This window comes from bacterium (assembly GCA_026129405.1).
Taxonomy (GTDB): Bacteria; Desulfobacterota; Binatia; order DP-6; family DP-6; genus JAHCID01.
Map to the genome: position 1 here is coordinate 168,546 of JAHCID010000009.1, position 25,908 is coordinate 194,453.

The window sequence follows — 25,908 nt, forward strand, 5'->3', positions numbered from 1 at the left end:
GCGTTGTCGCCCCGCCGACGGCTCACGAGCTTTTCACACGACATGGCCCCCGCGCCGGGGCGTCCCGACGCTAGAATCCCCAGGAAACCGTGCCGTAGAACGACCGCCCCGGCAGCGGGAAGTCGAGCGCATCGCGGGTCTGGTCGTTGGTGAAGTTCAGGACCTCGAAGCCGATGCGCAGCGGCGCGAACGGCTCGAGCTCGAACCCGACGCCGTAGATGTCGCGCTGGGCCACGAGCTGGGTGTTGGCGGTGTCGAGCCAGTTGTCGGCAATCAGGTTGGCGTCGAGCCAGAGCCGGCCCGGCCAGACCCGCGCCGCCCAGGCACCGAGCGGCAGCGGACGCGCCGGCGACCAGGCCAGCTCCGCGCGCGCGTAGGCCTCGTGCGCCGGCCGTCCCGGCAGCTTGTTGCCGTCGTTGAAGGTGCCGCTCTCGTCGACCGCGTCCTGGTGCGTGTAGTTCGCCGTGAGGCCGACGCGATCCCAAAGGCGGACGGCCGCGGACACCTCGTGGCCGCGCACACGCGCGGCGGCGACGTTGCGGCTCGTGAACACGCTGACGCTGGTCGGCACGACGACGATGACGTCGTCGATGCGGTTGTCGAAGTAGGCGTACTCGAACGACGCCGCCGTCAGACCGGGCCCGAGCGTCTCGCGGGCGAGGCGGAAGCCGAGGTCCCAGTTGAGCGTCTTCTCGGGCACCAGATCGGGGTTGCCGATCACCGTGCCGGAAAGCCCGAACAGCTCCTGGAGGCTCGGCACGCGCTCGTAGTGGCCGGCGTTGCCGAGCAGCTCCACGCCCGGCCAGGGCACCCCGCGTATGCCGAGCCGCGGCGACCAGACGCTGCGGGTGACGACGCCGCTCGCGTCGAGGACGGGGGCGAGCCGGGGATCGGGCGGCGCGTCGTCGCGAAAGCCCTCCCAACGCAGCCCCGGCACGATCCACAGGCGCTCGCCGAGGAGCACGATGCGGTCCTCGGCGCCGACGGTGCCGCGCAGCCGGGTGCGGTCGGGCTGGCGTCCGGGCTCGGCGCCGCGCGAGCCGATCTGGTCGGTCTGCCCGAAGGTCTCGTGGCTCACGGCGAGCAGCAGCGACGGCAGCTGGTGGCGGCCGAGCGCGCTCTCGAGCACCACCTGGCCGCCGCCGACGAGGCTCGTGTCCTCGACGTCGCTCGTCAGCTGGATCACCGGACCGAGCGGGTCCTCGAACTTCTGCCACTGGTAGAGGAGGAACGCGCTGCCGTCGACGCGCACCGGCAGGCCCGGGCTCGGCTCGACGATGGCGTCGAGGCGTGAGAGGTGCCGCACGGTCTGGCGCCGGGCGTTGGCGTCCTGCGGGAAGCCGCGGCCGGGATAGCCGCGGTTGCGCCCGAAGGTGTCGGTCGTGAGCGCGAGCTGGAGCCCGTCCTGCGGCCGCCAGCCGACCCGCCCGGTGAGGCTGCCGAGGTTGAAGTCGTTGTTGATGCGGGTGAGCTCGCGGTCGTCGTCGGGGTTCTCGGGCGTGCCGACGTCGTCGCGGTACTGGAAGTCGCCCAGCGTGCCCATGTAGTGGCCGAACAGGAGGTAGTCCCAGTCGCCGACCGTGGCGCTGCGGGTGACGTCGACCTTGCGGGTCTCGAACGAGCCGTACGACGCGCTGGCCGCCGTCACCGGGGACGCGCCGGGGCGGCGGCTGACGACGTTGACGACGCCCCCGGGACCGGCCTGCGCGAAGCGCAGCGGCGTCGTGCCGCGGTAGACCTCGACGCGCTCGACGGCGTCGAGCGGCAGCTCGCTCAGGTCGACGGTCTCGTTCTCCGCCCGCGAGAGCGGCACGCCGTCGAGGTAGACCTGCACCTGCCGCGGCGAGAAGCCGCGCACCGAGACGGTGGCGAAGTCGCCGAGGCCGCCGAAGCGGCGCACCTGGACGCCGACCGAATCGGAGAGCGCGTCCGCCAGCGTCTCGACCCTGGTCGGGGCCGAGCGCGTGTCGATCAGCGTCGCGAAGCCGGTGGCGTCGATCTCGCGCAGATCCGGGAGCACCGGCGGCGCCGTCACCACGACCTCGGGCAGGCGCTGGGCCGGCATATCCTGCCCGTCCGGCTCCACCGCGACGGCCTCCGCTCCGCTCTCCGCAGGCCCGGCGGGCGCCGCACGCTCCTCGGCGACGACCGACGTCGCGGCCGCCAGCGCGAGAAGCCCGGCCCTGATGCACGCCCGAATCGCGATCCCCAGCTCCTTCCCCGCGGAAGGCGTCCGCTGGCCTCGGCGCGCAGGTCTTCTGGCTCGGGGATCGTCCTCCCCCGGTTCCTTCCCGCCCTCGGGCAGTGGTCGTGACCGGGATCGTCCCCCCACACAGCTGCGGGGCAGCGGGGGCTTCGCACCCCCTTCCCTCGCGCGTCGAGGTCGGGGGCACGTACCGGCCCCTCGCGCCGGCGTCAAGCGCGATGCGTCGCGAGCGGGCGCCGCTAGCCGCCCGTCGGGAGCGAGTCAAGGGTTTGGCCGAGGGACCTCGCACTTGACCGCCTGCCCTTCTTCCGGTTCAAGGCCCGTCGGACATGGGTCGATACTTGGAGGACTTCCGTCCCGGGGAGCTCATCAAGCATTGGCCCGGCCGGACGATCCGCGACTTCGACGATACCTGGTTCACCCTGATGACGATGAACACCAACCCGCTGCACTTCGACGAGCACTTCGCGAGTCAGAGTCAGCACGGGCGGTGTCTGGTGAACGGGACCCTGGTGTTCTCCCTCACGGTCGGCATGAGCGTGCGGGACGTCAGCGAGAACGCGATCGCCAATCTCGAGTACGAGAAGGTGCTGCACCTGGCGCCGACGTACCACGGGGACACGATCTACGCCGAGTCGGAGGTCCTCGAGGTCACGCCGTCGAGCACCCGATCGGACCGGGGCGTCGTCTACGTCGAGACGCGCGCCCTGAACCAGCGCGGCGAGCGCGTGCTGTCGCTCCGACGGCGCGTGCTGGTGCCCCGACGGCCGTCCTGAGCTGTGGGGTTGGGAAGGTGGAGGAGGAGTTTCAGCTCGTGACGTTCGCCACCAGCTGACGAGTTCCGCGAAGCGGGTTTCGAGCCCGCGAGCGACGATCGGAATCGTGCACCGATCGTGTCGTCGCGGGCGTCGTTCGACGCATCGCGAAGTTCAAACCAGACGCACGATCAACGGAAGGGGGAAGTGAATGCAGAGGACAACGAATCGATGGATGGGGCGACTCGCCATGCTCGGGCTGGCGGGTGCGCTGTTCGCGACGCCGGCGGCGGCGGGCCCGAACAGCGGGAAGATCGAGTTCAGCGTGGGCATGGACTTCACCACGGCCTACTTCTTCCGCGGCATCCTCCAGGAGCGCAACGGCTTCATCTGGCAGCCCTACGGTGAGGTGAACATCAACCTCTTCGCGGACGAAGACGAGAACGCGATCTTCACGGGCTTCACGCCCTTCATCGGCACCTGGAACTCGGTCCACTCGAAGGCCACCGGCGCCGTCAGCGGCCCGACCAACTGGTACGAGTCCGACGTCTACCTCGGCGCCAAGTTCACCTTCTTCAACAAGCTCGAGGTGAAGCCCTTCTACATCGCCTACACCTATCCGAACGGCGCCTATTCCACGGTGCAGGAGTTCGACATGTCCTTCAGCCTCGACGACAGCGAGTGGCTGGGCATGTGGGCGATGTCGCCGAGCTTCCTCTGGGCGCACGAGCTCGAGGGCACCGCCCTCGGCGACAAGCGCGGCGACTACATGGAGTTCAACGCCGGCCCGTCGTTCACCATCCTCGAGAGCGAGGACTATCCGGTGTCGCTGGCGGTGCCGCTCCAGCTCGGCATCGGCATCGACAACTACTACGAGGGCCCGTTCAGCAACTCGAACGAGACCTTCGGCTTCTTCCGGGCGGGCGCGATCTTCAGCGTCCCGCTCGCCTTCATGGGCGAGGACTACGGCTCGTGGTCGGCCAGCGCCGGCGCCTACGTCTACACCTTCGGCAACGTGAACAAGTTCTACAACGACAACGACGACCCCTGGGTCGTCGGCACCTGGTCGATCAACATGACCTACTGATCGCCGTCCGCGGCCCTCGTGCGGGCCGCCGGCATCCGGACGGGGGAGCGGTGCGCCGGCATCGCTCCCCCGTCGTCGTTTCGGGGGCCTGCGCATGGTTGCGGCGCGTCAATGTGCCCGCTATGCAGCCCGCTCCCATGGGCAGACCCGACGAGCACGTCGAGCGCAGCATCCGCGACTTCACGAGCGACCTGGTCGCCGCCCTGGGTGCGCAGCTCGGGTGCCTCGCCCTGCACGGCAGCGCGGCGGGCGAGGACTGGCTGGAGGGCCGATCCGACCTGAACAGCGTCGTCGTGCTCGACAGCGTCGATGGCCCGGCACTCGAGGCCATGGCCCCCGTCGTCGGGCGATGGCAGCGTCGCCGCTTCGCCATCCCGATGGTGATCGACGCCGGATTCCTCGACCGGGCACGCGACACCTTCCCGATGGAGCTGGACGACATCCGGCGTCAGCACCGCGTCCTGGCCGGCTCCGACCTCCTCGCCGACGTCACCCTCGACCCCGAGGCCCTGCGGCGGCAGTGCGAGCAGGAGGCGCGCGGCAAGCTCCTGCGGCTGCGGGCGCTCTTCCTCTCCACCGGCGGCGCCCCCACCGCCCTCGAGCGCCTCATGGTCGAGTCCCTGAAGGGCGTCCTCATCGTCCTCCGCCATACCTTGCGCCTCGCGGGCGCCACGCCCGGCCAGCGCTATGCTGACGCGCTCGAGGCCGCCGCCGAGCGGCTCGGTCCCCTGCCCGTGCTGGCCATGCTGCTCGAGCACCGCCAGGCAGGAGGACGCCTCGTCCCGCCCAATCTCCATGCATCGTTCCATGCGCTCCTGGGCGAGATGGAGCGGGTCATCGACGCGCTCGACGCCCTCGGGGCCTAGCGCCCTCCCTGCTCTCCATTCCCGCGCCCGTCCGCTACGCTGACGGCGTCGGGCCGGCGTTCACGGCCCAGGAGGACACCGGCATGGCGAGCACGATCGTGCCCGGCGACGGGCACAGCGGGATATCCCGGGCAGGTGGACGCGCGCGCGCACTGATGCGCCGCGCGACGGTGGCGCTGCTGATCGCGACGGCCCCGGGCTGTGCGTACGACGACCTCGCCGCGCAGCAGGAGCGCATCAGCCGGGCCTGGTCCGGCGTCGAGCGCGAGCTCGACCGACGTGGCGCGCTGCTGGGCGATCTGCTGCCCGTGGTGCGCGCGAACGCGGCCAAGGAGACGGCGCTGCTCTCGGCGGCGGCCGATGCTCGCGCACGCATGCTCGCCGCGAGCGCCCGCAGCGAGCGCATGGAGGCGGCCAGCGGCCTCGGCGAGACGGCGATCCGTCTCGTCGCCCTCGCCGCCCACCACCCGGCGCTGCGCGACGACCCCCGCTTCCAGAGCCTGGCGCGCGACGTCGCGGACACGAACCGCCGGCTCGCCGCCGAAGAGCAGCGCTTCAACGCCGCCGTCCGCGACTACAACGGCGCGCTCGACGGCTTCCCGACGCGCCTCTACGCCAAGCTCCTCGGCTTCGAAGCGGCGCCCTATCTCCACACCGCCACCTCGGCCGAATCCGGCGAGGCGGACGCCGCGGCGCCGAGCACCTGAGCCCGCCCCGTGCGCATCCTCGTCCATGGGGCCGGCGCGGTCGGCAGCTACTTCGGCGCGCTGCTCGCGCGCGCCGGCAACGACACCGTGCTGGTGGCGCGCGGCGAGCACCTGGAGGCGCTCCAGCGCCGCGGCCTGCGCGTCGAGCGGCCCGACGGCCCGCTCGCCGCCCCGACCCTGCGGGCCGTGGCCACGCCGCGCGACGCCTTCCCCGAGGCGGCGCCCGATCTGGTGCTGGTCTGCGTGAAGTCGTACGACACGGCGGCGGCCGCGGCGGCGCTGGCCCCGGTCGTCGCGCCCGAGACGATCGTCCTCTCGCTGCAGAACGGGATCGAGAACGAGGAGTCGCTCGCCGCCCGCCTCGGCCTGCCGCCGCTCCTCGTCGGCCTCACCCGCATCGGCGTCGAGCGGACCGGACCGGGCGTCGTGCGCTACACGGGCCGCGGCGAGATCCTGTTCGGCGAGCCCGGCGGCCGCCTCTCGCCGCGCGCCCGCCGTCTCGGCGAGACGCTCGCCGGCGCCGGCATCCCCCACCAGCTGCGGCGCGACGTCCTCGTCGTCGCCTGGGAGAAGCTGGCGTGGAACGCCGGCTTCAACGCGGTGACGACCCTCGTCGATCAGCCGGTCGGCCCGGTCGTCGCCCGCGCCGAGACCTGCGCCCTCGTGCGTCGTGCCATGGAGGAGACCGACGCCGTCGCCGCCGCGCTCGGCATCGCCGTCCGCCGCCGCCGTCTCGACGCCGTGCTCGCCGAGAGCGCGAGCGAGATGCCAGACTTCCCGACCTCGATGCTCCAGGACCGCCGTCGCGGCACGCGCCTCGAGCACGACGCGCTCAACGGGGCCGTCGTCCGGGCCGGGGAGCGCGCCGGCGTGGCGGTGCCGGTCAACCGCCTGCTCCTCGGCCTCCTCGCCGGGCTGTCCGTCGGCTAGTGTCCCGAGGCCGAAGCGCGTTGCCGAAGATCGGGGTGGGATCGCGCCGCCCGGCGCGGCGCCGGCCCTACCCCAGCGACGCGAACGCGGCGCGTGCTGCGTCCATCGGCCCGGACGGCAGCACGCCGAGCCAGAACGTCGCCACGACCGAGGCGAAGATGACCCAGAGGAGCCACGGTCGCGAGCGCGGCGAGACCGGCACCAGCGTCCCCTCGACCATGTACATCTGCACGATGACGCCGAGGTAGTAGTACACCGACACCAGGCTGTTCAGGACGCCGATGATGGCCAGCGTCACGTGGCCGGCGTCGATGGCGGCGCTGAAGAGGTAGAACTTGCCCGCGAAGCCGGCCGTCGGTGGGAAGCCCGCGAGCGCGAGCATGAACACCGTCATCGACAGCCCGAGAATCGGCTGGCGCAGGCCGACCCCGGCCATCGCGTCGAGGTCGTCGTTGGGCTCACCGCGGCGACCCAGCGCGATCAGCACCGCGAACGCGCCGACGTTCATCGCGGTGTACGCGGCCAGGTAGTACAGCACCGCGGAGCCGCCCTCGGCCGAGTTGGCGACCAGACCGACCAGCGCGTAGCCCGCGTGCGCGATGCTCGAGTAGGCGAGCATGCGCTTCACGCTGCGCTGGGCGATCGCGGCGACGTTGCCGACGCTCATGGTGAGGACCGCGAGCACCTGGAGGATGCCGGTCCAGTCGACCGCCGCCGCCTCGAGGCTGGTGGCGAACACGCGCACGAGCGCCGCGAAGGCCGCGGCCTTCACGCCGACCGCCATGAAGGCCGTCACCGGGGTGGGTGCGCCCTCGTAGACGTCCGGCGTCCAGCCCTGGAACGGCACCAGCGCCACCTTGAACCCGAAGCCCACGGTGACGAGAACGATCCCGAGCAGCGCCATCGGGCCGACGCCGTCGCGGGCGAGCACCTGCGCGATGCCGTCGAGCTGGGTCGTGCCGGTCGCGCCGTAGAAGAACGCGATGCCGTAGAGCAGGAACCCGCTCGCGAACGCCCCGAGCAGGAAGTACTTCATGGCGGCTTCGATCGACCGCTTGTCGCCGCGCAGCATGCCCGAGAGCACGTAGACGCCCACGGACATGACCTCGAGCGAGATGAAGACGACGATGAGGTCGTTCGCCAGCGCCATGAAGACCATGCCGCAGGTCGAGAGCAGCACCAGCGCATGGTAGTCGCCGGCCGGCAGGTCGTGCTCGCGCAGGTACTCGACCGACATGAGCAGCGTCAGCGCCGCCGCGGCGCAGATGACGACCGTGAAGAACAGGCCGAAGCGGTCGGCCCGCAGCGTGTTCTGGAACCCGCCGGGGTCCCCCGTGCCGAACCAGGCGCTCACGCTGAACGCGGCCGTGATGCCGAGCCCGATCAGCCCGACGATCACCAGCCCGTCGCGATCCTTGCCGTCGCTGACCAGGTCCGCGAACATCACCGCGAACGCCGTCAGGCCGACGAGGAAGGCGGGCCAGCCGGCCTGCCAGCCGCTGACGAAGCTGGAGAGCTCGGCCGTCATCGCGTCTCTCCGGCGGCGTCCGCCACCACGGTCGGCGGCGCCTGCGCCGCCGAGGCCGCCTGCACGCGCGCGATCACCCGGTCGATGGACGGCTGCATGCGCTCGAGGAACGGCCTCGGATAGACGCCCATGAAGACGCACATCGCGATCACCGGCGCGATCACCACGACCTCGCGCGGCGACAGGTCCGTCAGCTTGCGATTCTCCTCGTGGGTGACGGGCCCGAAGATCACGCGCTGATACATCCACAGGAGATAGAGCGCGCCGAGGATGACGCCGCTCGTCGCCACCGCCGTCGCCCACGGGTGCACCGGGAACGTGCCGACGAGGACGAGGAACTCGCCGATGAAGCCGTTCAGCCCCGGCAGCCCGGCCGACGCGAACATGACGACGAGGAACACCGCCGCGTAGCGCGGCACGACGGCCCAGAGCCCGCCGTAGTCGGCGATCTTCCGGGTGTGCCGGCGCTCGTACACCATGCCGACCATGAGGAAGAGGCCGCCCGTCGAAAGGCCGTGGTTCAGCATCTGGTAGACGCTGCCGGCGACCGCCGTCGGCGTCAGCGCGAACATGCCCAGCATGACGAAGCCGAGATGCGACACCGACGAGTAGGCGACCAGGCGCTTCATGTCGGGCTGCACGGTGGCGACGAGCGCGCCGTAGACGATGCCGATGGCGGAGAGCCAGACGATCCACGGCGTCGCCTCGGCAACCGCCGCGGGGAACAGCGGCATCGCGAAGCGCAGGAAGCCGTAGGTCCCCATCTTCAGCATGACGCCGGCGAGGATCACCGAGCCGCCGGTCGGCGCCTGCGTATGCGCGTCGGGCAGCCAGGTGTGCAGCGGGAAGAGCGGCACCTTGATGGCGAACGCGAGCCCGAACGCCGCGAACAGGAGCAGCTGCTCGCGCAGCGGCAGCTGGAGCGCCGCGAAGGCCTCGTAGGAGAAGCCGAACGCGCCCGTTGCGACCTTCACCTGCCAGGCGCCGTAGAGGATCGCGACCAGCATGAGGAGGCTGCCCGCCATCGTGAAGAGCACGAACTTCATCGTCGCGTAGACGCGCTGCTCGCCGCCCCAGAGCCCGATGAGGAAGTACATCGGGACGAGCATGACCTCCCAGAAGACGTAGAAGAGGAAGAGGTCGAGTGCGAGGAGCGCGCCGATCATGCCGGTCTCGAGGACCAGCATGAACGCGAAGTACTCCTTCACGTGCTTGTGCACGTCGCCCCACGCGTTGAGCATCACGATGGGGACGAGGAACGTGGTCAGCACCACGAGGAACAGGCTGATGCCGTCGATGCCCAGCTCGTAGCCGATCCCCCACGACGGGATCCACGCCAGGCGCTCCACCATCTGGAAGTCGGCGACGCCCGTCTGGAAGCGCGCCAGCATGACCAGCGACGCGACGAACGGGATCAACGAGAACACCAGCGCGGCGCGCCGCACGCCCCGCACCGGCTCGCGCGGCAGGAGCGCGAGGAGGACGGCACCGATCAGCGGGCTCCAGGTGACGAACGAGAGCAGGCCCATCAGCGGAGCATCCACCCGAGCAGCAGCACGACGCCGACCAGGAACGAGAACGCATAGTGCTGGACGTTACCGGTCTGGAGCCGCCGCACGAGGCGGCTCGCCTCGGAGACCAACGATCCGCTCCCGTTGACCGCCCCGTCGATCAGCCCCTGATCGATCGTCGAGGCGAGGAAGCCCGCCGCCGCGAACAGGGGCCGCACGATGAGGCGATCGTAGAGCTCGTCGATGCGGAACTTGTCCAGCGACAGGCGGTAGAGCGCCCCGAGGTTCGCGGCGAGCCGCACCGGCGCGTCGGGTGCGACGACGTAGAGCGCATACGCGAGACCCAGCCCGCCGAACGCGAGCCCGCTCGCGAGGACGAGGGCCCACAGCGGCGCGTGCGCGTGGCCGTGCGGATGGCCCGTCACCAGCTCGACGATCGCCGGGATCGGGATGAAGCCGCCGCCCACGGAGAGCAGCGCCAGCACGACGAGGGGCAGCGTCATCACCGCCGGCGACTCGTGCAGATGGTGCTTCGTATGCTCGTCGGCGCGCAGCGTCCCGAGGAAGGTCATGCAGAAGAGCCGGCCCATGTAGAGGGCGGTGAGGAACGCGACGAGGTATCCGATCACGCCGAGCCAGGGCTGCGCGTGCGGTCCCGCGACCGCGCCCCAGATGATCTCGTCCTTGCTGAAGAAGCCCGAGAGGGGCGGCACGCCGGAGATCGCGAGCGTCCCGGCCAGCATGGTGAGGCAGGTGAGCGGCATGTGGTGGCGCAGCCCGCCCATCTTGCGCATGTCCTGCTCGCCGCCCATGCCGTGGATCACGCTGCCGGCGCCCAGGAACAGGAGGCCCTTGAAGAAGGCGTGCGTGACGACGTGGAAGAGCGCGGCGCCGGGCAGCCCGACGCCCAGCCCGAGGAACATGTAGCCGAGCTGGCTGACCGTCGAGTACGCGAGGACCTTCTTGATGTCGGTCTGGGTGATCGCGATCAGCGCTGCGAGCAGCGCCGTGAACGCACCGATGATCGCCACCACCTCGAGCGCCGCCGGCGCCAGCGCGTAGAGCACGTGCATGCGGGCGATCAGGTAGACGCCCGCGGTCACCATGGTGGCGGCGTGGATCAGCGCCGAGACGGGCGTCGGGCCGGCCATGGCGTCGGGCAGCCAGACGTAGAGCGGGATCTGCGCCGATTTGCCGGTGGCGCCGACGAACATGAGGAGCCCGATCGCGAGCGCCACCGGCACCCCGCCGATGGTCGCGGTGCGGAGCGCGTCGACGTGCTGCGGCAGCGACGAGATGTCGACCGTCCCGACCGTCTGCACGAGGAGGAACAGCCCGAGGAGGAAGCCCGCGTCGCCGACGCGGTTGACGATGAACGCCTTCTTCCCGGCGATCGCATTCTCCTCCTTGTCGTACCAGAAGCCGATGAGGAGGTAGGAGCAGAGCCCCACCCCTTCCCAGCCGACGAACAGCAGGAGAAGGTTATCGGCGAGCACCAGGATCAGCATCGCCGTGACGAACAGGTTCAGATACGTGAAGAAGCGCGCGACGTCGGCGTCGTCGTGCATGTACCCGACGGAGTAGACGTGGATCAGGAAGCCGATCCCGGTGATGACCATCACCATGATGGCCGACAGCGGATCGAGCCACAGCGCCGCCTCGGCGGTGAACTCGGACGCGGGAATCCAGGTGAAGACGGCGTCGCGTAGCGCGGCGTCGTGCCCCAGGGCGTGCAGGTCGAGGATCGCCTTCACGCCGACGAGGAACGCCCCCAGGAGAACACCCGGTCCGACCAGCGTCACCGACCCTTTCAGCCGACGGCCGAGGAACAGGTTCCACAGCGCGCCGAGGAACGGGAGGACGACGATCCAGCGCAGCAGCTCGGTGGGAGTGGCGGTCACCATCGGAGCGTCGTCACCTCGTCGGCGTTGATGGTCTCCCGGACCCGGAAGAGCTGGAGCATGATCGCGAGGCCGACGGCGGCTTCGGCGGCGGCCACCGCCATCACGAAGAAGACGATGACCTGCCCGTCCATCACGCCCTGCGCCCGCGCGAAGGCGACGAAGCTCAGGTTGACCGCGTTCAGCATGAGCTCGACGCACATGAAGATCACGATCAGGTTGCGGCGCACGAGCACGCCGACCACGCCGATGGCGAAGAGCACGGCGCTGAGCACGAGGTACCAAGACGGCGGCGCGTTCCCGAGGAGCTGCTCCGGCGTCATGCTCACGCCCCCCGTCGCTTGCCGATCACGACCGCACCCACGATGGCGACCAGCAGCAGCACCGAGGTGAGCTCGAACGGCAGCAGATAGTGGGTGAAGAGCCGGCGGGCGAGCGGCTCGGTGCCGCCGAACCCCGCATCGACCGCGGGCAGCGTCAGCACGGGCGCGCGGTGCAGCGCATCGAGCACGAAGCCGCCGAGGACGAGCCCTCCCAACGTCGCCAGCCCCGCCAGCACGGGCGTCCCCGCGACCCGCTGCTCGACCTGGAGATTGAGCAGCATGATCACGAAGAGGAAGAGCACGACGATGGCGCCGGCGTAGACGATGATCTGCAGCACGGCGACGAGATGCGCGTCGAGCCCGATGAACAGGACGGCGAGCAGGAACAGCGTCGAGACCAGCCCGAGCGCGCTGTACACCGGGTTGCGGTGGACGACGACGAGCAGCGCCGCTCCGACCGTGAGCAGCGCCAGCAACAGGAACAGCGGGATGCTCACGTCCGACCCTCGACGAGCAGCACGATGAACGCCGTGACCATGACGTTCGCCAGCGCCAGCGGCAGCAGCCCCTTCCAGCCGAGCGTCATCAGCTGGTCGTAGCGGAAGCGCGGCAGCGTCCAGCGCAGCACGATCTGGAGCCAGGTGAAGAAGATCATCTTGAGGATGAACGCCGTCACCTGGAGGAGCACCACGACCAGCGACGGTAGCGCGACGAAGTGCCCGCCCGGCAGATCGAAGCCCTCGCGTCCCAGCCACGGCACCTGCCAGCCGCCGAAGAAGATCGTCGTCACGAGGCCTGCGACGAGCACCACCTCGACGAAGTCGGCCATCATGAACATGAGGTGCTTCGCGCCCGAGTACTCGGTGAAGTAGCCGCTCACCAGCTCCGACTCGCTCTCCGGCAGGTCGAACGGGATGCGCTTCGACTCGGCGATGCCGGCGGTGAGGAAGATGAGGAAGCCGACGGGCTGGTAGAGCACGCCCCACGCCGGAATCCACCCGAAGATCATGTGGCCCTGCGCGCGCGCCATCTCCTGGAGATCGAGCGTGTCGTACACCAGCACGACGCCGATCAGCGCCAGCCCCATGGCGATCTCGTACGAGATCATCTGGGCCGAGCCGCGGATGCCGCCGAGCAGCGACCAGCGGTTGTTCGACGCCCAGCCGGCGAGCACCACGCCGTAGACGCCGAGCGACGCCATCGCGAGCACGTAGAGGATGCCGACGTTCAGCGCCGCGGCCTGGAGGTTGATCGTGTGGCCACTCTCGAGGATCAGCACGTCGCCGAACGGCAGCACGGCGAACGCCGCGAGCGCCGGGATGACGCTCAGAATGGGCGCCAACGTATGCAAGAGCCTGTCGGCGCCCGCCGGGCGAACGTCCTCCTTCAGGAGGAACTTGATCGGATCGGCGACCAGCGTGTTGACGATGCCGAAGGCGGCGACGCCGAAGATGGCGGCGCGGTTGGCGCCGATGCGATCCTGGATGATCGCGCTCACCTTGCGCTCGAAGAAGACGCCCATCCCCATCACCTGGAGCACGATGAAGATGATGAAGAGCGCCTTGGCGGCGGCGATCGCGGCGTCGAGAGCCATCGCGCTCATGCCGTCTGGAGCCGCTCGATGAGCTCGAGCAGCGTCGGGACGTCGAGGTTCTCGTAGTAGGCGTCGTTGCTCAGCTGGACGACCGGCGCCGTGCCGCAGGAGGCGAGGCACTCGACCTCTTCCAGCGAGAAGCGGCCGTCGGCCGTGGTCTCGCCGTGGCCGATGCCGAGCCGTTCGCGGATGCAGTCGCGCAGCTCGCCCGCCCCGCGCAACAGGCACGGCAGGTTGCGGCAGAGCTGGAGATGGTGCCGCCCGACCGGCTGCTTCCAGTACTGGGTATAGAAGGACGCGACCGAGCTGACCCACGCCAGCGGCAGCTCCATCAGCTCCGCGACGTACTCCTGCACCGGCACCGAGAGCCAGCCGAACTCGCGCTGCGCGAGCCACAGCGTCGGCATGAGCGCCGCCCGACGGGTCGGATAGCGTCCGAGAATCGTCTGGTACTCCGCGAGCGCCGCCGCGGAGAACGGCGGCCGGACGGCGTCAGCGGTCACACTCGCCCCCGATCATGTTCAGCTGTCCGAAGGTGGTGATGATGTCCGCGACCATCTCGCCCTTCAGCATGTCGCCGAGCGCCGCCATGGCGTAGAAGCACGGCGGCCGCACGCGCACGCGATAGGGCCGGCCGCTGCCGTCGCTCACGAGGTAGAACCCGAGCTCGCCGTTGCCGCCCTCGGTGCAGACGAACGCCTCGCCGGCGGGGATCTTCTGGCCCTCGATCACGAGCTTGAAGTGGTTCATCAAGCCCTCGATCGTGCCGTAGACCTCCTGCTTCGGCGGCAGGACGAAGCGCGGATCGGTGGCGATGACCGGCCCGTCCGGCAGCTGCGCCATCGCCTGCTCGACGATCTTCATGCTCTGGAAGATCTCGGCGAAGCGCACCATGAAGCGATCGTAGTTGTCGCCCGTGGTACCGGTCGGGACCTCGAAGTCGAAGCGGTCGTAGACGAGGTAGGGCTCCGCCTTACGGACGTCGAACGGCACGCCGGTCGCGCGCAGCAGCGGGCCCGTGAGCCCCCAGGCGATCGCGTCCTCGCGCGGGATGATGCCGACGTCGGCCATGCGGTCGACGAAGATGCGGTTCTTCGACAGCAGCTTGTCGCAGTCCGCCATGACCTTGTGCGTGTGCGCGAACGCCGCACGCACGCGCTCGGTCATGTCGGGCGGCAGATCCTTCGTGACGCCGCCCAGGCGGCACCAGGTGACCGTCAGCCGGGCGCCGGTGATCGCCTCGACGAGGTCGTAGAGGAACTCGCGCGCCTCGAGCATGTAGAAGCCCGCGGAGATCGCGCCGATCTCGCTCGCGGCCATGCCGAGACAGGTGAGGTGGTCGGTGATGCGCGAGATCTCCCCGCCGATGACGCGGATGTACTGGCAGCGCTCCGGCGTCTCGATCCCCGCCAGCTTCTCGAGCGCGAGTGCGAAGCCGACGTTGTTGAGGATCGGCGACGCGTAGTTGAGGCGGTCGGCGTAGGGGAAGCAGTGGTTCCACGTCCCCTGCTCGCACATCTTCTCGAAGCCGCGGTGCAGGTAGCCGATCTCGACGTCGACATCGAGGATCGTCTCGCCGTCGAGCTTCAGGTTGAACTTGACGGTGCCGTGGGAGGCCGGATGGGACGGGCCCATCTGGATCTCCATCACGTCGCTCTCGCCGTGGTCGGTTTCGATGAACCGATCCGGCATCAGCGAGCCCGGGCCGCGGGCCGACATGCGCTAGCGCTCCCCTCCGCGCGACGCCCACGGATCGACGATGGGATCGCGCTCGGGCACCAGCGGGTGCCGCTGGTCGAGCTTGTAGTCCTTGCGCAGGGGATGGCCGACGAACTCCGGATACAACAGCAGGCGGCGCAGGTCGGGATGGCCGGTGAACTCGACCCCGAAGAGGTCGTACGCCTCGCGCTCGCCCCACGACGCCGACCGCCACACGGAGAACGCGCTCGGGATGCGCGCGTCGTCCTCGGGCACGCCGACCTTCACCCGCAGGCGATGCCGGTGGGTGAGCGAGCGCAGCTGGTAGACGACCTCGAAGCGCGGCGTGCGGCCCCGGTAGTCGACGCAGGTGACGTCGACCAGCACCTCGAAGCGGAGCGCCGGGTCGTCGCGCAGGCGCGTGAGCGCCTCGGTGATTCCCTCGCGCGGCAGCAGCACGACCGCGTCGCCGCGCACCAGCTCGGGCGCCGCCGGCGTGGCAGCGGGGAGCAGGGCCGCGGTCGCGGCCAGCACCTCGTCGGGCGTCATCGGATCGCGCGCGCCTCCGTCAGTCCCACTCGAGGGCGCCCTTGCGCCACACGTACACGAGCCCGAGCGTCAGGATCGCCATGAAGACGAGCATCTCGATGAACCCGAACAGACCGAGCTCGCGGAAGAGTATCGCCCACGGATAGAGGAACACGACCTCGACGTCGAAGATGATGAAGAGGATCGCGGTCAGATAGAATTTGACCGAGAAGCGTCCCCATGCCGGACCGCTCGAAGGGTTGCCGCACTCGAACGGCTCGTCTTTCACGGGGTTCGGCTGCCGCGGTCCGAACAGCGCGCTGACGAGCAGGAACAGCGACGGCACGGCAGCCGCGATCGCCAACGTCACCAGGACGGGAACGTACTCGAACTTCATGGGAAAACGCGATGGAGGTAGGGCATCGTCGTGCGGGAGTCAACTGCTGGCGCATCGCGTAACACGCGCGTGCGCGCTTTGACTCCCTCCCTACCCTTTGGTAGCCGCCTCGCGATGTCGGCGGCGCTCCCACACGACGCGCTCGCGCGCGTGGTCGAGCGCGCCTTCGGCGCCGACGCGCACTGCGAGCGCGCGGACGCGCTGCACGGCGACGCCTCCACGCGCCGCTATCTGCGCCTCCATCTGCGCGGCGCACCCGCACCGACGGCGATCGCCATGGTGCTCGGCGAAGGCCGCTTCACGCCGGGCTCCGACGAGATCGTCGGCGGCGGGCCGGCCGTCACCGAGCTGCCCTACGTCAACGTCGGACGCTGGCTCGCGGCGCACGACTTCCCGATCCCGCGCCTCTGGCACGACGCGGCCGCCGACGAGGGCCTGCTGCTCGTCGAGGACGTCGGCGACACGACGCTGTTCGCGGCGACATGCGGCGACCCCGCGCGCACCGAGCCGCTCTTCGCGGGCGCGGTCGATCTCCTCGTCGCGCTCCAGGTCGCGGGCGCGCGCGCGCCCGATCCCGCCTGCTACGCGTTCCACCGGCGCTTCGACGCGGCGTTGGCGCGCGCGGAGCTCGAGCACTTCGTCGACCACGGCGTCGAGACCCGTCATGGTCGGGTGCTGCCGGCGGCGGAGCGGCGCGCGCTGCTGCGCGCCCTCGAGCCCGTCGTCGCCCCCTTCGAGGACGCCGCGACCGTCCTCTCGCACCGCGACTACATGGCCTGGAACGTCCACATACAGGACGGGCGGCTGCGCCTCATCGACTTCCAGGACGCGCTGTGCGCGCCCGACGCCTTCGACCTCGCGCAGCTGCTCACCGATCGCACGACGCCGGAGCGGATCGACGTCGCCCTCGAGCAACGGCTGATCGCGCGCTTCGTCGCCGCGCGCGCCGCCGCCGGCTGGCCGGTGCCCTCCGGCTTCGAGGAGCGCTATCGTCTGTGCGCGCTCCAGCACGCGTTCAAGGTGATCGGGCGCTTCTGGTACCTCGAGCGCGTGAAGGGCAAGCCCGGCTACTTCGCGTACCTGCCCGCCGTGTACGGGCTCGCCCGCCGCCTCCTCGCCGCGACGCCGGCGCTGGCACCGATCCGGCCACGGCTCGCCGCGCTGGTGCCCGAGCTCGCGCCGTCATGATCCGCCACGCGATGGTGCTCGCGGCCGGACGCGGCACGCGGCTCGCGCCGCTCACCGACACGCTGCCGAAGCCCCTCATGCCCGTCGGCGGCCGGCCGCTGCTCGAGCACCTCCTCACCTTCCTGCGCGCCGGCGGCATCGACGAGGTCGTGATCAACCTCCATCACCTCGGCGACCGCATCGAAGCCACCATCGGCGACGGCAGCCGCTTCGGCCTGTGCGTCCGCTACTCGCGCGAGCAGGAGATCCGCGACACCGGCGGCGGCATCAAGCACGCCGCGCCGCTGCTCGGGCGCGAGCCGTTCGTGGTGGTCAACGGCGACAGCCTGCTCGAGCTGGACCTCCGCGCGGTGACCAGCTTTCACGAGACGCGCGGCGGGCTGGCGACGCTCGCGGTCCGCCCCGATCCCGACGCCGCCCGCTACGGCCTCGTCGAGCTCGACGCCGGCGATCGCGTGCGCCGCATCGCCGGCCTTCCCGCCGACGCCGCCGTTCCGGCGCCGCTGCGCCCGTTCATGTTCCCGGGGCTGCACGTCCTCGAGCCGGAGGTGCTCGATTGGATGGACGATGGGGCGGCGTTCAGCATCACGCGCGTCACCTATCCGCGCCTGCTCGCCGCCGGGAGGGCGATCCACGGATACGCCACCGATGCACGCTGGGTGACGATCGACACGCCGGAGGCGCTCGCCGCGGCCGACGCCCTGCTCACCCGCCGGCCGTTCCGGTTCTGATGGGTAGCGTCGCAAATGCGTCGCTCGGTGCCCCATTTTTCAGAAACGGGTTTCTTGACTCGGAGGCTGGGCATCCACTACCCGCAGCATCGGGCCGCAAGCGCAGGGCCATGGCCAAGTGCGGCATTTGGCACGTCGGTTGCAGCCTTGGTATAGGCGCATGACGCGACGCTTCAGCCACAGGCAAATCGGACCGAAGGGGTCAGGGATGGGCGCATGGGACTGACGATCGTCCACAAGAGCGACCTCACCGCCCGCAAGCGCAACCCCCGGGTGGCGCTCGTGCTGGCGGGAGGCGCGGTCACCGGCGGCGCCTACAAGCTCGGCGGCCTGAAGGCGCTCGACGACTTCCTCGTCAACCGCAAGACGACCGACTTCGACATCTACGTCGGCCTGTCCGCCGGCTCGTTCCTCGCCGCGCCGCTCGCGGGCGGCGTCACGCCCGTCGAGATGCTGCGCTCGCTCGAGGGCGTCTCCGAGAACTTCTCGCAGTTCGGGGCCGCCGACTTCTACGGCTTCAACGTCGAGGAGATGCTGAAGAAGCCGCTCGAGTTCCTGCTCGACCTGGTGAGCTACGTCCCCGGCGTCCTCTACGACGTGCTCGTACAGACGCCGGCGGTGATGCGCGCGCTCGAAGCGCCGCTGGCGCGCGCGCGCCAGCAGCCGACGCTCGACAATCTCGTCGAGTGCACCAAGCCGATCATCGACGCGCTCGGCTCCGCGCGCGAGTTCCCCTTCCCGCTCGCGTACCTGCCGTCGGGGCTCTTCGACAATCACACGATCGAGCGCTACCTGCGCGGGAACATCGAGCGCCGCGGCATGACGAACGACTTCCGCGTCCTCTATCGGGTGCGCGGGATCGAGCTCTACATCGTCGCCATGAACCTCGATACGGCGGAGCGCGTGGTGTTCGGCCACGACGAGGACACGTCGCTCACGATCTCCGAGGCGGTGCAGGCGTCGACGGCGCTGCCGGGCTTCTACAAGCCGGCGCGGCTGAAGGGCGTCGACTACGTCGACGGCGGCGTGCGGCGCACGGCGAACATCGACGTCGCCATCGAGCACGGGGCGGATCTGGTCATCTGCTACAACCCGTTCCGGCCCTTCTCGAATCGTGTCGTGCGACGCTTCCACCCCGAGCGCAACGCCTACATGCTCGAAGGTCGGCCGCTCGCGGACCAGGGCATGCTCACGGTCCTGAACCAGGTGTTCCGCACCCTGCTCCACTCGCGCCTCCAGCTCGGCATCCGCCAGTACCAGGACGACCCCAACTTCCAGGGCGACATCATCCTCGTCGAGCCCGCCGAGACCGATCTCACCTTCTTCCGCATGGCGCCGCTCAATCTGTGGGCGGGCAAGAGCGCCGGAGCGCACGGCTATCTGTCGGTCACCGAGACGGTCGAGTCGCACTACGACCTGATCCGGCAGATCCTCCAGAGCTACGGCATCCAGATGACCCGGAAGGAGGTCCGCGAGGGCCTCGAGCGGCTCCTCACGAGCGACAGCAGCGACGCACCCGACGACGTGCTCCTGCGCGACGTGCCCAAGCGCAACCTCCACGTAGCCTGACGCAGGGCCGCATCGGCGTCGCTCGCATGGAAGAAATCCCATTGCGAGACGGCGCGTTGCCGGGCCAATGCCCGTGTGTTAGCGTCGCGCGATGATCGCGACCGCGGAGGAACTCGACCTCGCGGCGACCAACGCCGAGCTCGAGAAGGCCGCTCCCCAGGAGATCCTGGCCTGGACGTGGAAGCGCTTCGCGCCGGACGTCATCCTCACCTGCTCCTTCCAGCACGACGGCGTGATCCTGGCGCACATGCTGCGCGACGTCGCCCCGGAGGTCCCCGTCGTCTTCGTCAACACGGGCTTCCACTTTCCCGAGACGCTGCGCTACCGCGACGAGATCGTCGCGCGCCTGGGCATCAAGCTGGTCGAGCTGCAGCCGATCATGGCGCGCGAGGAGTTCGCCGAGCGCCACGGGCTCGACCTCTACGCCCGCGACCCCGACCTGTGCTGCCACATCAACAAGGTCGAGCCCCTGAAGCGGTTCCTCCCCGGCGTCCGGGCCTGGATCAACGGCCGGCGCCGCGACCAGTCCGGGGGGCGCCAGGCCATCCGCGTCGTGGAGGCGTTCCAGGGCGGGCTCTACAAGGTCAACCCGCTCGCCGGCTGGACCTCACGCGACAGCTTCTACTACCTGGAGCAGCACGGGATTCCGACGCACCCGCTCTTCGAGCAGGGCTACGCCAGCATCGGCTGCGCGCCGTGCACCCGTCCCGTCCTCCCCGGTGAGGACGAGCGCGACGGGCGCTGGGCCGGCCTCGGCAAGACCGAGTGCGGCCTGCACACCTTCCTCGATCCGAAGGAGTGACGCTCGGACGATCCGGATCAGTCCGGGTCGTCTCCCCGCTCGGCCATCGCCTCGGCGTGGAGCTCGAGCACGTCCTCCCCGAGGCGCCGTATCAGCCAACGGTGGATGGTCGCGGCGGTCGCGTACCACGACGGCTCGCACGCAAGCCAGTGACCGGCGTCCGCGACGCTGCGATGTTCGGCTCCCAGGCGCGCCGCCATGGCGGCGGCGGCTTCCGGACCAAGCTGCACGTCCCGTGCGCCCGCGACGACGAGCACGGGAGGCGGCGGCGGCACCAGCGACCGACGTCTGCGCAGCACGTCGAGGACCAGGTCCGCCGGCTCGGGGACGAGCGCGGGGATACCCCCCGCCGGCAGCGCGCCGAGGACCCGCGCCAGCAACGTGAGATGGGGAGGAGGTACGGGACGACCGCGCAGCAGCGCCAGGAACGCGTCGAGACGACGCACCAGGAGGCGCAGCGACCAGGCACCGGCGGCAAGCGGCGCGAGCAGGATCAGGGCCACGAGCGGTACGCGCTGCGCAACGGCCAACGCCACGATGCCGCCCGCGTCGTGCCCCACCAGCACGGGAGGGCTCGGGAGGCCGCGTACATGCGCGGCGACGGCCTCGGCCCTGGCCTCGACGCCGCCGCGCTCGCTCGCGGCGAACTCGAGCATCGCCCCTTCCCACCCGCGATGCGCCAGGGCGCCCGGGATTCCCCCGAACGCAGCGGCTCGACACCACAGGCCCGGCAGGTACAGCAGCGGAGGCGTGTAGCGCGGGCTCTCGGCGACGACGGGGATGGTGCGGATCACGCGCGCTGTACCAATGAAAAAGGCCCTCGGCGCGTGCCGGAGGGCCTTTCTCTCGGGCCCCCTCGGGGCCCGAATCTCGCCCGGGACGAAAACTACTCGGGTACTACTGAAACTGAACTTACGTGCCTAGCTCGGACAGAAGAAACTGCGCGACCTGACGGTCGCGCGGGGTTACTTCTTCTTCTTGGCCGCCTTCTTCTTGGCGGGCGCCTTCTTCTTGGCCTTGCTCACGGTCTTCTTCTTCGCAGCCATGGTCACCTCCGAATGGGCCTCTCGATGGAGGCCGGGTCTGGAACGTTGTGTTGCAGGGTCCCAGGGCGAGACTCCCACCACCCCTCCAACATCCACACCGACATCCGTATAGGGTGCACCGGTGCAAGAGTCAAGAGAGCACCAGCGTTTTGGAAATTTTTTTTTATTCCATGACCTCGGAAATCCGCGGGCATCCGGACCTTAGAATGTCGTTCCCGGATTCCCGGCGCGACCGATAGCAGAGTGTTTTACCGACACCGCGCGCCGGCAGGATGATTGCCTCCGAGCAACGTTTCGGTTACCTCCACGGGCGGTGGGCGGAGCGGGGGCGCGGGTCCTGAGCGGAGCGTTGGGGATTACCATCGCCGCGGTCGCCTGGTCGGTTCTCTTCGGGGCCGACGGCATCAGCCGCCTCCTCGATCTCCAGGCCAAGCGCCAGGAGTTGGGCTCCGCGACCGTGGAGCGGATGCAGGAGAACGACACGCTCCGTAACGAAATCGAGAAGCTGCGCGCCGACGCCAGCCACCTCGAGGCGCTCGCGCGCCGCCAGCTGGGGCTCGTGCGGGCGGACGAGGTGGTCTATCGCTTCGGACGCCACGCGGGCGTCCCGCCGCGCTGATCCGACGCCCGGAGCGTCCCGGCCGCGGGCGATCAGCCCTCTTCGCCGCCGGCGGCGAACTCTTCGTACTCGTCGAGGTCCATGAGGTCGTCGAGCTCGGACTCGTCGGCCATCTCGATCTCGACCAGCCACCCCTCGTGGAGCGGGTCCTCGTTGACCAGACGGGGCTGGTCGTCGAGCTCGGTGTTGACCGCGGTCACCGGCCCGCTGAGGGGTGAGATCAGCTCCTGGACGGTGCGCACGCTCTCGATCTCGCCGAAGGGCTCGCCCTTCTCCATCTCGTCGCCCACGTCGGGGGCTTCGACCGCGATGACCTCGCCCAGCTCGCTCTGCCCGTACTCCGAGATGCCGACCTGCGCGCGATTTCCCTCGACGCGCACCCATAGGTGATCTTCGGTGAACTTGAGCGTGTCAGCCATTGTGAAGCTCGAAAACGTTGCGGTTCATGGCCCGGTCGCGCGTCGATACAGAGCCCTGCCCGGCCGTGTCAAGGCCGTCCGGGGCGATGCGGCCGCGTGCAGCGCGCACCCGAACGCCGCGGGCCGGGCGCGCGGCGCGGAGGTCGTCCCGATCGGGACGACCTCCGGCGCCGCCACCACGGCCGGCGTCAGGCGCTCACGAGCAGCCGCTCGTCGCGCCGCAGTTGAAGCACTTGTAGCAGGCGCCGTTGCGCACCATGAGCGACCCGCAATCGGGGCAGCTCGGCGCATCGGCCTGCGGGCTGAACGTGATCGGGGCCTGCGCCGTACCGCCGGCCGCAAAGCCGATCGGGGCATGCACGCTCGCAGTGGCCACGGCGGAAACCGGAGCCTCGGTCAGCTGGGCCCGCGGCGGCAGCGCCCGCGGCGCCGGCGCCGGCTCCTCACGCTCCACGAGACCGATGCTCGCCCGCTCCTCGCCCGGAAGGAAGCGCGACCCGAGGTAGCGGAAGACGTAGTCGATGAGCGACTTCGCCATCGGGATGTCCGGGTTCTTGGTGAACCCCGACGGCTCGAAGCGCACGTGGCTGAACTTCGAGACCAGCACCTCGAGCGGCACCCCGTACTGGAGCGCCATCGAGGTGAGCACCCCGATCGAGTCCATCAGGCCGGAGACCGTGCTGCCCTCCTTGGCCATCTTGATGAACAGCTCGCCCGGCGTGCCGTCCTCGTGGAAGCCGACGTGCACGTAGCCCTCGTGGCCGGCGATGTCGAACTTGTGGCAGACGGCCGAGCGCTCGGCGGGGAGTCGCCGCCGCGTCGGCTTCGGCGGCGCCACCTCGACCGCGGCCTTGTCGGACACCGGCCTGGCGGTGTTGAGGGGCTGGGTCTTCTTGCAGCCGTCGCGATAGATCGCCACCGCCTTCAGCCCCAGCTTCCAGGACTCGATGTAGGCCTGCTCGATGTCCTCGACGGTGGCCTGCTCGGGAACGTTGATCGTCTTCGAGATGGCGCCGGAGATGAACGGCTGTACCGCGGCCATCATGCGCACGTGGCCCAGCGGATGGATGCTGCGCACCCCGCGTGCGGGCTTGAAGGCGCAGTCGAACACCGGCAGGTCGTCCTCGCGCAGCGACGGCGCGCCCTCGATGGTCTCCTGCTCGTCGATGTACTCGACGATCTGCTGCACCTCGCGCGAGTCGTAGCCGAGACGCTTGAGCGCGCGCGGCACGGTGGTGTTGACGATCTTCAGGACCCCGCCGCCGACGAGCTTCTTGTACTTGACGAGCGCGATGTCGGGCTCGACGCCCGTCGTGTCGCAATCCATCATGAAGGCGATCGTCCCGGTGGGCGCGAGCACCGTGACCTGCGAGTTGCGGACGCCGGCGTCGCGGGCCACCGTCGCCGCCTGGTCCCAGGACTCGCGCGCCGCCGCCAGCAGCTCGAGCGGCACCAGCGTGGGGTTCAGCCGGTGCGCATGGCTGCGATGCTTCTCGATCACGTGCAGCTGCGGATCGCGGTTGCGCGCGTAGCCCGCGTACGCGCCCTTCGCCGCCGCGATGCGCGCCGACTGGAGGTAGGCCTCGCCGCACATGATCGCGGTCACCGCGCCGGCGTATTCGCGGCCGGCGTCGGAGTCGTAGGCCAGGCCGAGCGACATGAGCAGCGCCCCGAGGTTGGCGTAGCCGAGGCCGAGCTCGCGGTAGTCCTGCGCGTTGCGCGTGATCTCGGGGGTCGGGTAGCTCGACTTGTCGACGACGATGTCCTGCGCCGTGATGACGACGTCCACCGCGTGCCGGAAGCCGGCGACGTCGAACACGCCCTGCTCGTCGACGAAGCGCATCAGGTTAAGGCTGGCGAGATTACAGGCGCTGTCGTCGAGGTGCATGTACTCGGAGCACGGGTTCGACGCGTTGATGCGGCCGGTGTTCGGACAGGTGTGCCAGTCGTTGATCGTCGTATCGAACTGCATCCCCGGATCGCCGCACTGGTGGGTGGCCTCGGCGATGCGGCGCAGCAGGTCGCGCGCCGACATCTGCTCGCAGACCTCGCCGCTGGTGACGAAGCGCGTGTTCCAGGTGCGGCCCTCGAGCGCCGCCCGCATGAACTCGTCCGTCACACGCACCGAGTTGTTGGCGTTCTGGAAGAAGACGGAGCCGTACGCCGGCCCGTCGAGCGAGGAGTCGTAGCCGGCGTTGATCAGCGCCCAGGCCTTCTTCTCCTCCTCGGCCTTGCAGCCGATGAACTCCATGACGTCGGGATGCTGCGCGTCGAGCACGACCATCTTGGCCGCACGCCGCGTCTTGCCGCCCGACTTGATGACGCCCGCCGACGCGTCGGCCGCACGCATGAACGACACCGGTCCCGACGCCGTGCCGCCGCCCGCGAGCCGCTCCTTCGAGGAGCGCAGCCGCGAGAGGTTCACGCCCGAGCCCGACCCGCCTTTGAAGATGATGCCTTCCTTGCGGTACCAATCGAGGATCGACTCCATGCGGTCGTCGACCGAGAGGATGAAGCACGCCGAGCACTGCGGCTTCGGCTCGATGCCGACGTTGAACCAGACCGGGCTGTTGAACGCGACCTTCTGCTGGAGCAGCAGGTGCGTCAGCTCGTCGCGGAAGGCACGCCGGTCGTCGGGCGTCGCGAAGTAGGCCTGCTCGTCGCCCCACTCGCTGATCGTCTCGACGACACGGCCGATCAGCTGGCGCACGCTGCGCTCGCGCTGCGGCGTGCCGAGCGCGCCACGGAAGTACTTCGACACGACGACGTTGGTGGCGAGCTGCGACCAGCCCCGCGGCACCTCGACGTCGCGCTGCTCGAAGACGGTCTCCCCACCCTCGCCCTGGATCATCGCCGAGCGGAAGTCCCACTCGATCTCGTCGTACGGATCGACGCCCGGGCGGACGAACCGTCGCGCGATCGTGACGCCGGCGCGCACGGGCGCTGCCATCGGCGCCGCCTCCGCCCCGCCTCCGCCGGGCATCGTCCAGACCGCCTCCTGCGGTCGTTCCATCGCCATGTTCCCACCTCCCCGCGGTCCCGAGATATTGTGCCTCAGGAACGTGAAGAGCCGGTCATAGCACTATATGTTGTGCTGTCAACGACGGCGTCACGAACGCGTCGCGCGCTTGCAAAACACCCGTCCCTGCGGTCTTTGACGTGCGTGCCCCACAGCTTCGTCCGGCTCTCCGAGGCGCTGCGCGCCGCGCTCGGCCGCCTGCCGGCGACGGTCGGCCTGGTGCACTATCCGCTGTGGACCGAGTGGGATCGCGTCGTCGGTCCGCAGATCGCGCGCCACGCGCGCCCGCTGCGGTTGCGGCGCGGCCTGCTCGTCGTCGAGGTCGACGGGTCGGAGTGGATGCAGGAGCTGCGGTATCTGAAACGCGAGCTGCGCGACCGACTGAACGCGACCGTCACGGGCGCGCCGGTGCGCGACCTCTTCTTCGTGCTCGCCGGATCGCGCGACGCCCGCTGACGCACGCGCCTTTGCCGCACCGGGGCCC

At 69.9% G+C, this 25,908-nt stretch carries 25 protein-coding genes and 1 riboswitch; of the genes, 11 read left to right on the top strand and 14 right to left on the bottom strand.

What is annotated here, in order from left to right; all coding sequences use genetic code 11:
- Nucleotides 1-70: 70 nt before the first annotated feature.
- Nucleotides 71-2,086: a TonB-dependent receptor gene (locus tag KIT14_23445; protein ID MCW5893481.1), complete on the bottom strand. Its 2,016-nt coding sequence runs from the start codon at nucleotides 2,084-2,086 to the stop codon at nucleotides 71-73.
- Between the two features lie 165 nt (nucleotides 2,087-2,251).
- Nucleotides 2,252-2,371: riboswitch (cobalamin riboswitch) on the bottom strand.
- Nucleotides 2,372-2,535: 164 nt separating this feature from the next.
- Between KIT14_23445 and KIT14_23450 the strand changes: the two genes are divergently transcribed.
- From KIT14_23450 to KIT14_23470, 5 genes are all read left to right on the top strand, one after another.
- Entirely contained in the window at nucleotides 2,536-2,982 is a 447-nt protein-coding gene (locus KIT14_23450) for a MaoC family dehydratase (protein ID MCW5893482.1), read from the top strand.
- Between the two features lie 214 nt (nucleotides 2,983-3,196).
- Nucleotides 3,197-4,048, top strand: a complete 852-nt coding sequence (locus tag KIT14_23455) for a hypothetical protein (GenBank protein ID MCW5893483.1) — start codon at nucleotides 3,197-3,199, stop codon at nucleotides 4,046-4,048.
- Nucleotides 4,049-4,185: 137 nt separating this feature from the next.
- Nucleotides 4,186-4,914 (top strand): hypothetical protein, encoded by a 729-nt coding sequence (locus KIT14_23460; protein MCW5893484.1) that lies wholly within the window; start codon nucleotides 4,186-4,188, stop codon nucleotides 4,912-4,914.
- A gap of 83 nt (nucleotides 4,915-4,997) precedes the next feature.
- Entirely contained in the window at nucleotides 4,998-5,621 is a 624-nt protein-coding gene (locus tag KIT14_23465) for a LemA family protein (GenBank protein ID MCW5893485.1), read from the top strand.
- Between the two features lie 9 nt (nucleotides 5,622-5,630).
- Complete coding sequence (locus KIT14_23470; protein ID MCW5893486.1) at nucleotides 5,631-6,551, top strand: ketopantoate reductase family protein; 921 nt, start codon at nucleotides 5,631-5,633, stop codon at nucleotides 6,549-6,551.
- Nucleotides 6,552-6,618: 67 nt separating this feature from the next.
- Here the strand turns inward: KIT14_23470 and KIT14_23475 are convergent, their stop codons facing one another.
- The 10 genes from KIT14_23475 to ndhC all read right to left on the bottom strand — a co-directional run bounded on the left by KIT14_23475 (nucleotide 6,619) and on the right by ndhC (nucleotide 16,031).
- A complete protein-coding gene (locus tag KIT14_23475; GenBank protein MCW5893487.1) occupies nucleotides 6,619-8,079 on the bottom strand; it encodes an NADH-quinone oxidoreductase subunit N in 1,461 nt (486 codons plus the stop codon).
- The gene (locus tag KIT14_23480) at nucleotides 8,076-9,608 is read right to left on the bottom strand and encodes an NADH-quinone oxidoreductase subunit M (protein ID MCW5893488.1); all 1,533 of its coding nucleotides are present in this window, start codon (nucleotides 9,606-9,608) and stop codon (nucleotides 8,076-8,078) included. Before KIT14_23480 ends, KIT14_23475 begins: the two co-directional genes overlap by 4 nt.
- Entirely contained in the window at nucleotides 9,608-11,494 is a 1,887-nt protein-coding gene (nuoL, locus tag KIT14_23485; GenBank protein MCW5893489.1) for an NADH-quinone oxidoreductase subunit L, read from the bottom strand. Before nuoL ends, KIT14_23480 begins: the two co-directional genes overlap by 1 nt.
- Entirely contained in the window at nucleotides 11,488-11,814 is a 327-nt protein-coding gene (gene nuoK, locus KIT14_23490) for an NADH-quinone oxidoreductase subunit NuoK (protein MCW5893490.1), read from the bottom strand. The genes nuoL and nuoK overlap by 7 nt, the downstream gene beginning before the upstream one ends.
- 2 nt (nucleotides 11,815-11,816) lie before the next feature.
- On the bottom strand, nucleotides 11,817-12,389 hold the full coding sequence (locus KIT14_23495) for an NADH-quinone oxidoreductase subunit J (GenBank protein ID MCW5893491.1): 573 nt from the start codon (nucleotides 12,387-12,389) through the stop codon (nucleotides 11,817-11,819).
- A complete protein-coding gene (locus KIT14_23500; protein ID MCW5893492.1) occupies nucleotides 12,308-13,408 on the bottom strand; it encodes an NADH-quinone oxidoreductase subunit H in 1,101 nt (366 codons plus the stop codon). Before KIT14_23500 ends, KIT14_23495 begins: the two co-directional genes overlap by 82 nt.
- 5 nt (nucleotides 13,409-13,413) lie before the next feature.
- On the bottom strand, nucleotides 13,414-13,815 hold the full coding sequence (locus KIT14_23505; protein ID MCW5893493.1) for an NAD(P)H-dependent oxidoreductase subunit E: 402 nt from the start codon (nucleotides 13,813-13,815) through the stop codon (nucleotides 13,414-13,416).
- A gap of 85 nt (nucleotides 13,816-13,900) precedes the next feature.
- The gene (locus KIT14_23510) at nucleotides 13,901-15,100 is read right to left on the bottom strand and encodes an NADH-quinone oxidoreductase subunit D (GenBank protein ID MCW5893494.1); all 1,200 of its coding nucleotides are present in this window, start codon (nucleotides 15,098-15,100) and stop codon (nucleotides 13,901-13,903) included.
- A 30-nt stretch (nucleotides 15,101-15,130) separates the two neighbouring features.
- Nucleotides 15,131-15,655, bottom strand: coding sequence for an NADH-quinone oxidoreductase subunit C (locus KIT14_23515; GenBank protein ID MCW5893495.1), 525 nt, complete (start codon nucleotides 15,653-15,655; stop codon nucleotides 15,131-15,133).
- A gap of 19 nt (nucleotides 15,656-15,674) precedes the next feature.
- Nucleotides 15,675-16,031, bottom strand: a complete 357-nt coding sequence (gene ndhC / locus KIT14_23520) for an NADH-quinone oxidoreductase subunit A (protein ID MCW5893496.1) — start codon at nucleotides 16,029-16,031, stop codon at nucleotides 15,675-15,677.
- 114 nt (nucleotides 16,032-16,145) lie between these two features.
- Here ndhC and KIT14_23525 point away from each other — a divergent pair, with 114 nt between their 5' ends.
- The 4 genes from KIT14_23525 (at nucleotide 16,146) to KIT14_23540 (ending at nucleotide 20,321) form a co-directional block, all read left to right on the top strand.
- Entirely contained in the window at nucleotides 16,146-17,219 is a 1,074-nt protein-coding gene (locus KIT14_23525) for a phosphotransferase (protein ID MCW5893497.1), read from the top strand.
- Nucleotides 17,216-17,950 carry an NDP-sugar synthase gene (locus KIT14_23530; GenBank protein MCW5893498.1) on the top strand — a complete coding sequence of 245 codons (735 nt, stop codon included), beginning with the start codon at nucleotides 17,216-17,218 and terminating at the stop codon, nucleotides 17,948-17,950. Before KIT14_23525 ends, KIT14_23530 begins: the two co-directional genes overlap by 4 nt.
- A 216-nt stretch (nucleotides 17,951-18,166) precedes the next feature.
- The gene (locus KIT14_23535) at nucleotides 18,167-19,519 is read left to right on the top strand and encodes a patatin-like phospholipase family protein (protein ID MCW5893499.1); all 1,353 of its coding nucleotides are present in this window, start codon (nucleotides 18,167-18,169) and stop codon (nucleotides 19,517-19,519) included.
- A gap of 91 nt (nucleotides 19,520-19,610) precedes the next feature.
- Nucleotides 19,611-20,321, top strand: coding sequence for a phosphoadenylyl-sulfate reductase (locus KIT14_23540; GenBank protein MCW5893500.1), 711 nt, complete (start codon nucleotides 19,611-19,613; stop codon nucleotides 20,319-20,321).
- A 17-nt stretch (nucleotides 20,322-20,338) separates the two neighbouring features.
- Here the strand turns inward: KIT14_23540 and KIT14_23545 are convergent, their stop codons facing one another.
- On the bottom strand, nucleotides 20,339-21,115 hold the full coding sequence (locus KIT14_23545) for an alpha/beta fold hydrolase (GenBank protein MCW5893501.1): 777 nt from the start codon (nucleotides 21,113-21,115) through the stop codon (nucleotides 20,339-20,341).
- A gap of 601 nt (nucleotides 21,116-21,716) precedes the next feature.
- Here KIT14_23545 and KIT14_23550 point away from each other — a divergent pair.
- Nucleotides 21,717-21,986, top strand: coding sequence for a septum formation initiator family protein (locus tag KIT14_23550; protein ID MCW5893502.1), 270 nt, complete (start codon nucleotides 21,717-21,719; stop codon nucleotides 21,984-21,986).
- A 32-nt stretch (nucleotides 21,987-22,018) separates the two neighbouring features.
- Here KIT14_23550 and gcvH read toward each other — a convergent pair whose 3' ends face one another.
- Complete coding sequence (gene gcvH / locus KIT14_23555) at nucleotides 22,019-22,405, bottom strand: glycine cleavage system protein GcvH (protein ID MCW5893503.1); 387 nt, start codon at nucleotides 22,403-22,405, stop codon at nucleotides 22,019-22,021.
- 196 nt (nucleotides 22,406-22,601) lie between these two features.
- Entirely contained in the window at nucleotides 22,602-25,388 is a 2,787-nt protein-coding gene (locus tag KIT14_23560) for a vitamin B12-dependent ribonucleotide reductase (protein MCW5893504.1), read from the bottom strand.
- Nucleotides 25,389-25,568: 180 nt separating this feature from the next.
- Between KIT14_23560 and KIT14_23565 the strand changes: the two genes are divergently transcribed.
- Nucleotides 25,569-25,880 (top strand): DUF721 domain-containing protein, encoded by a 312-nt coding sequence (locus tag KIT14_23565; protein MCW5893505.1) that lies wholly within the window; start codon nucleotides 25,569-25,571, stop codon nucleotides 25,878-25,880.
- Nucleotides 25,881-25,908 lie beyond the last annotated feature (28 nt).

Bases quoted from the DNA above. Each gene is read 5' to 3' on its own strand.
- KIT14_23560 (MCW5893504.1), bottom strand. From the start codon at position 25,388: ATGCCCGGCGGAGGCGGGGCGGAGGCGGCGCCGATGGCAGCGCCCGTG.
- KIT14_23535 (MCW5893499.1), top strand. From the start codon at position 18,167: ATGGGACTGACGATCGTCCACAAGAGCGACCTCACCGCCCGCAAGCGC.
- KIT14_23510 (MCW5893494.1), bottom strand. From the start codon at position 15,100: ATGCCGGATCGGTTCATCGAAACCGACCACGGCGAGAGCGACGTGATG.
- nuoL (MCW5893489.1), bottom strand. From the start codon at position 11,494: ATGGTGACCGCCACTCCCACCGAGCTGCTGCGCTGGATCGTCGTCCTC.
- KIT14_23475 (MCW5893487.1), bottom strand. From the start codon at position 8,079: ATGACGGCCGAGCTCTCCAGCTTCGTCAGCGGCTGGCAGGCCGGCTGG.
- KIT14_23525 (MCW5893497.1), top strand. From the start codon at position 16,146: ATGTCGGCGGCGCTCCCACACGACGCGCTCGCGCGCGTGGTCGAGCGC.
- KIT14_23540 (MCW5893500.1), top strand. From the start codon at position 19,611: ATGATCGCGACCGCGGAGGAACTCGACCTCGCGGCGACCAACGCCGAG.
- KIT14_23515 (MCW5893495.1), bottom strand. From the start codon at position 15,655: ATGACGCCCGACGAGGTGCTGGCCGCGACCGCGGCCCTGCTCCCCGCT.
- KIT14_23530 (MCW5893498.1), top strand. From the start codon at position 17,216: ATGATCCGCCACGCGATGGTGCTCGCGGCCGGACGCGGCACGCGGCTC.
- gcvH (MCW5893503.1), bottom strand. From the start codon at position 22,405: ATGGCTGACACGCTCAAGTTCACCGAAGATCACCTATGGGTGCGCGTC.
- KIT14_23450 (MCW5893482.1), top strand. From the start codon at position 2,536: ATGGGTCGATACTTGGAGGACTTCCGTCCCGGGGAGCTCATCAAGCAT.
- KIT14_23460 (MCW5893484.1), top strand. From the start codon at position 4,186: ATGGGCAGACCCGACGAGCACGTCGAGCGCAGCATCCGCGACTTCACG.
- KIT14_23480 (MCW5893488.1), bottom strand. From the start codon at position 9,608: ATGGGCCTGCTCTCGTTCGTCACCTGGAGCCCGCTGATCGGTGCCGTC.
- KIT14_23455 (MCW5893483.1), top strand. From the start codon at position 3,197: ATGGGGCGACTCGCCATGCTCGGGCTGGCGGGTGCGCTGTTCGCGACG.
- ndhC (MCW5893496.1), bottom strand. From the start codon at position 16,031: ATGAAGTTCGAGTACGTTCCCGTCCTGGTGACGTTGGCGATCGCGGCT.
- KIT14_23465 (MCW5893485.1), top strand. From the start codon at position 4,998: ATGGCGAGCACGATCGTGCCCGGCGACGGGCACAGCGGGATATCCCGG.
- KIT14_23505 (MCW5893493.1), bottom strand. From the start codon at position 13,815: ATGCCGACGCTGTGGCTCGCGCAGCGCGAGTTCGGCTGGCTCTCGGTG.
- nuoK (MCW5893490.1), bottom strand. From the start codon at position 11,814: ATGACGCCGGAGCAGCTCCTCGGGAACGCGCCGCCGTCTTGGTACCTC.
- KIT14_23500 (MCW5893492.1), bottom strand. From the start codon at position 13,408: ATGGCTCTCGACGCCGCGATCGCCGCCGCCAAGGCGCTCTTCATCATC.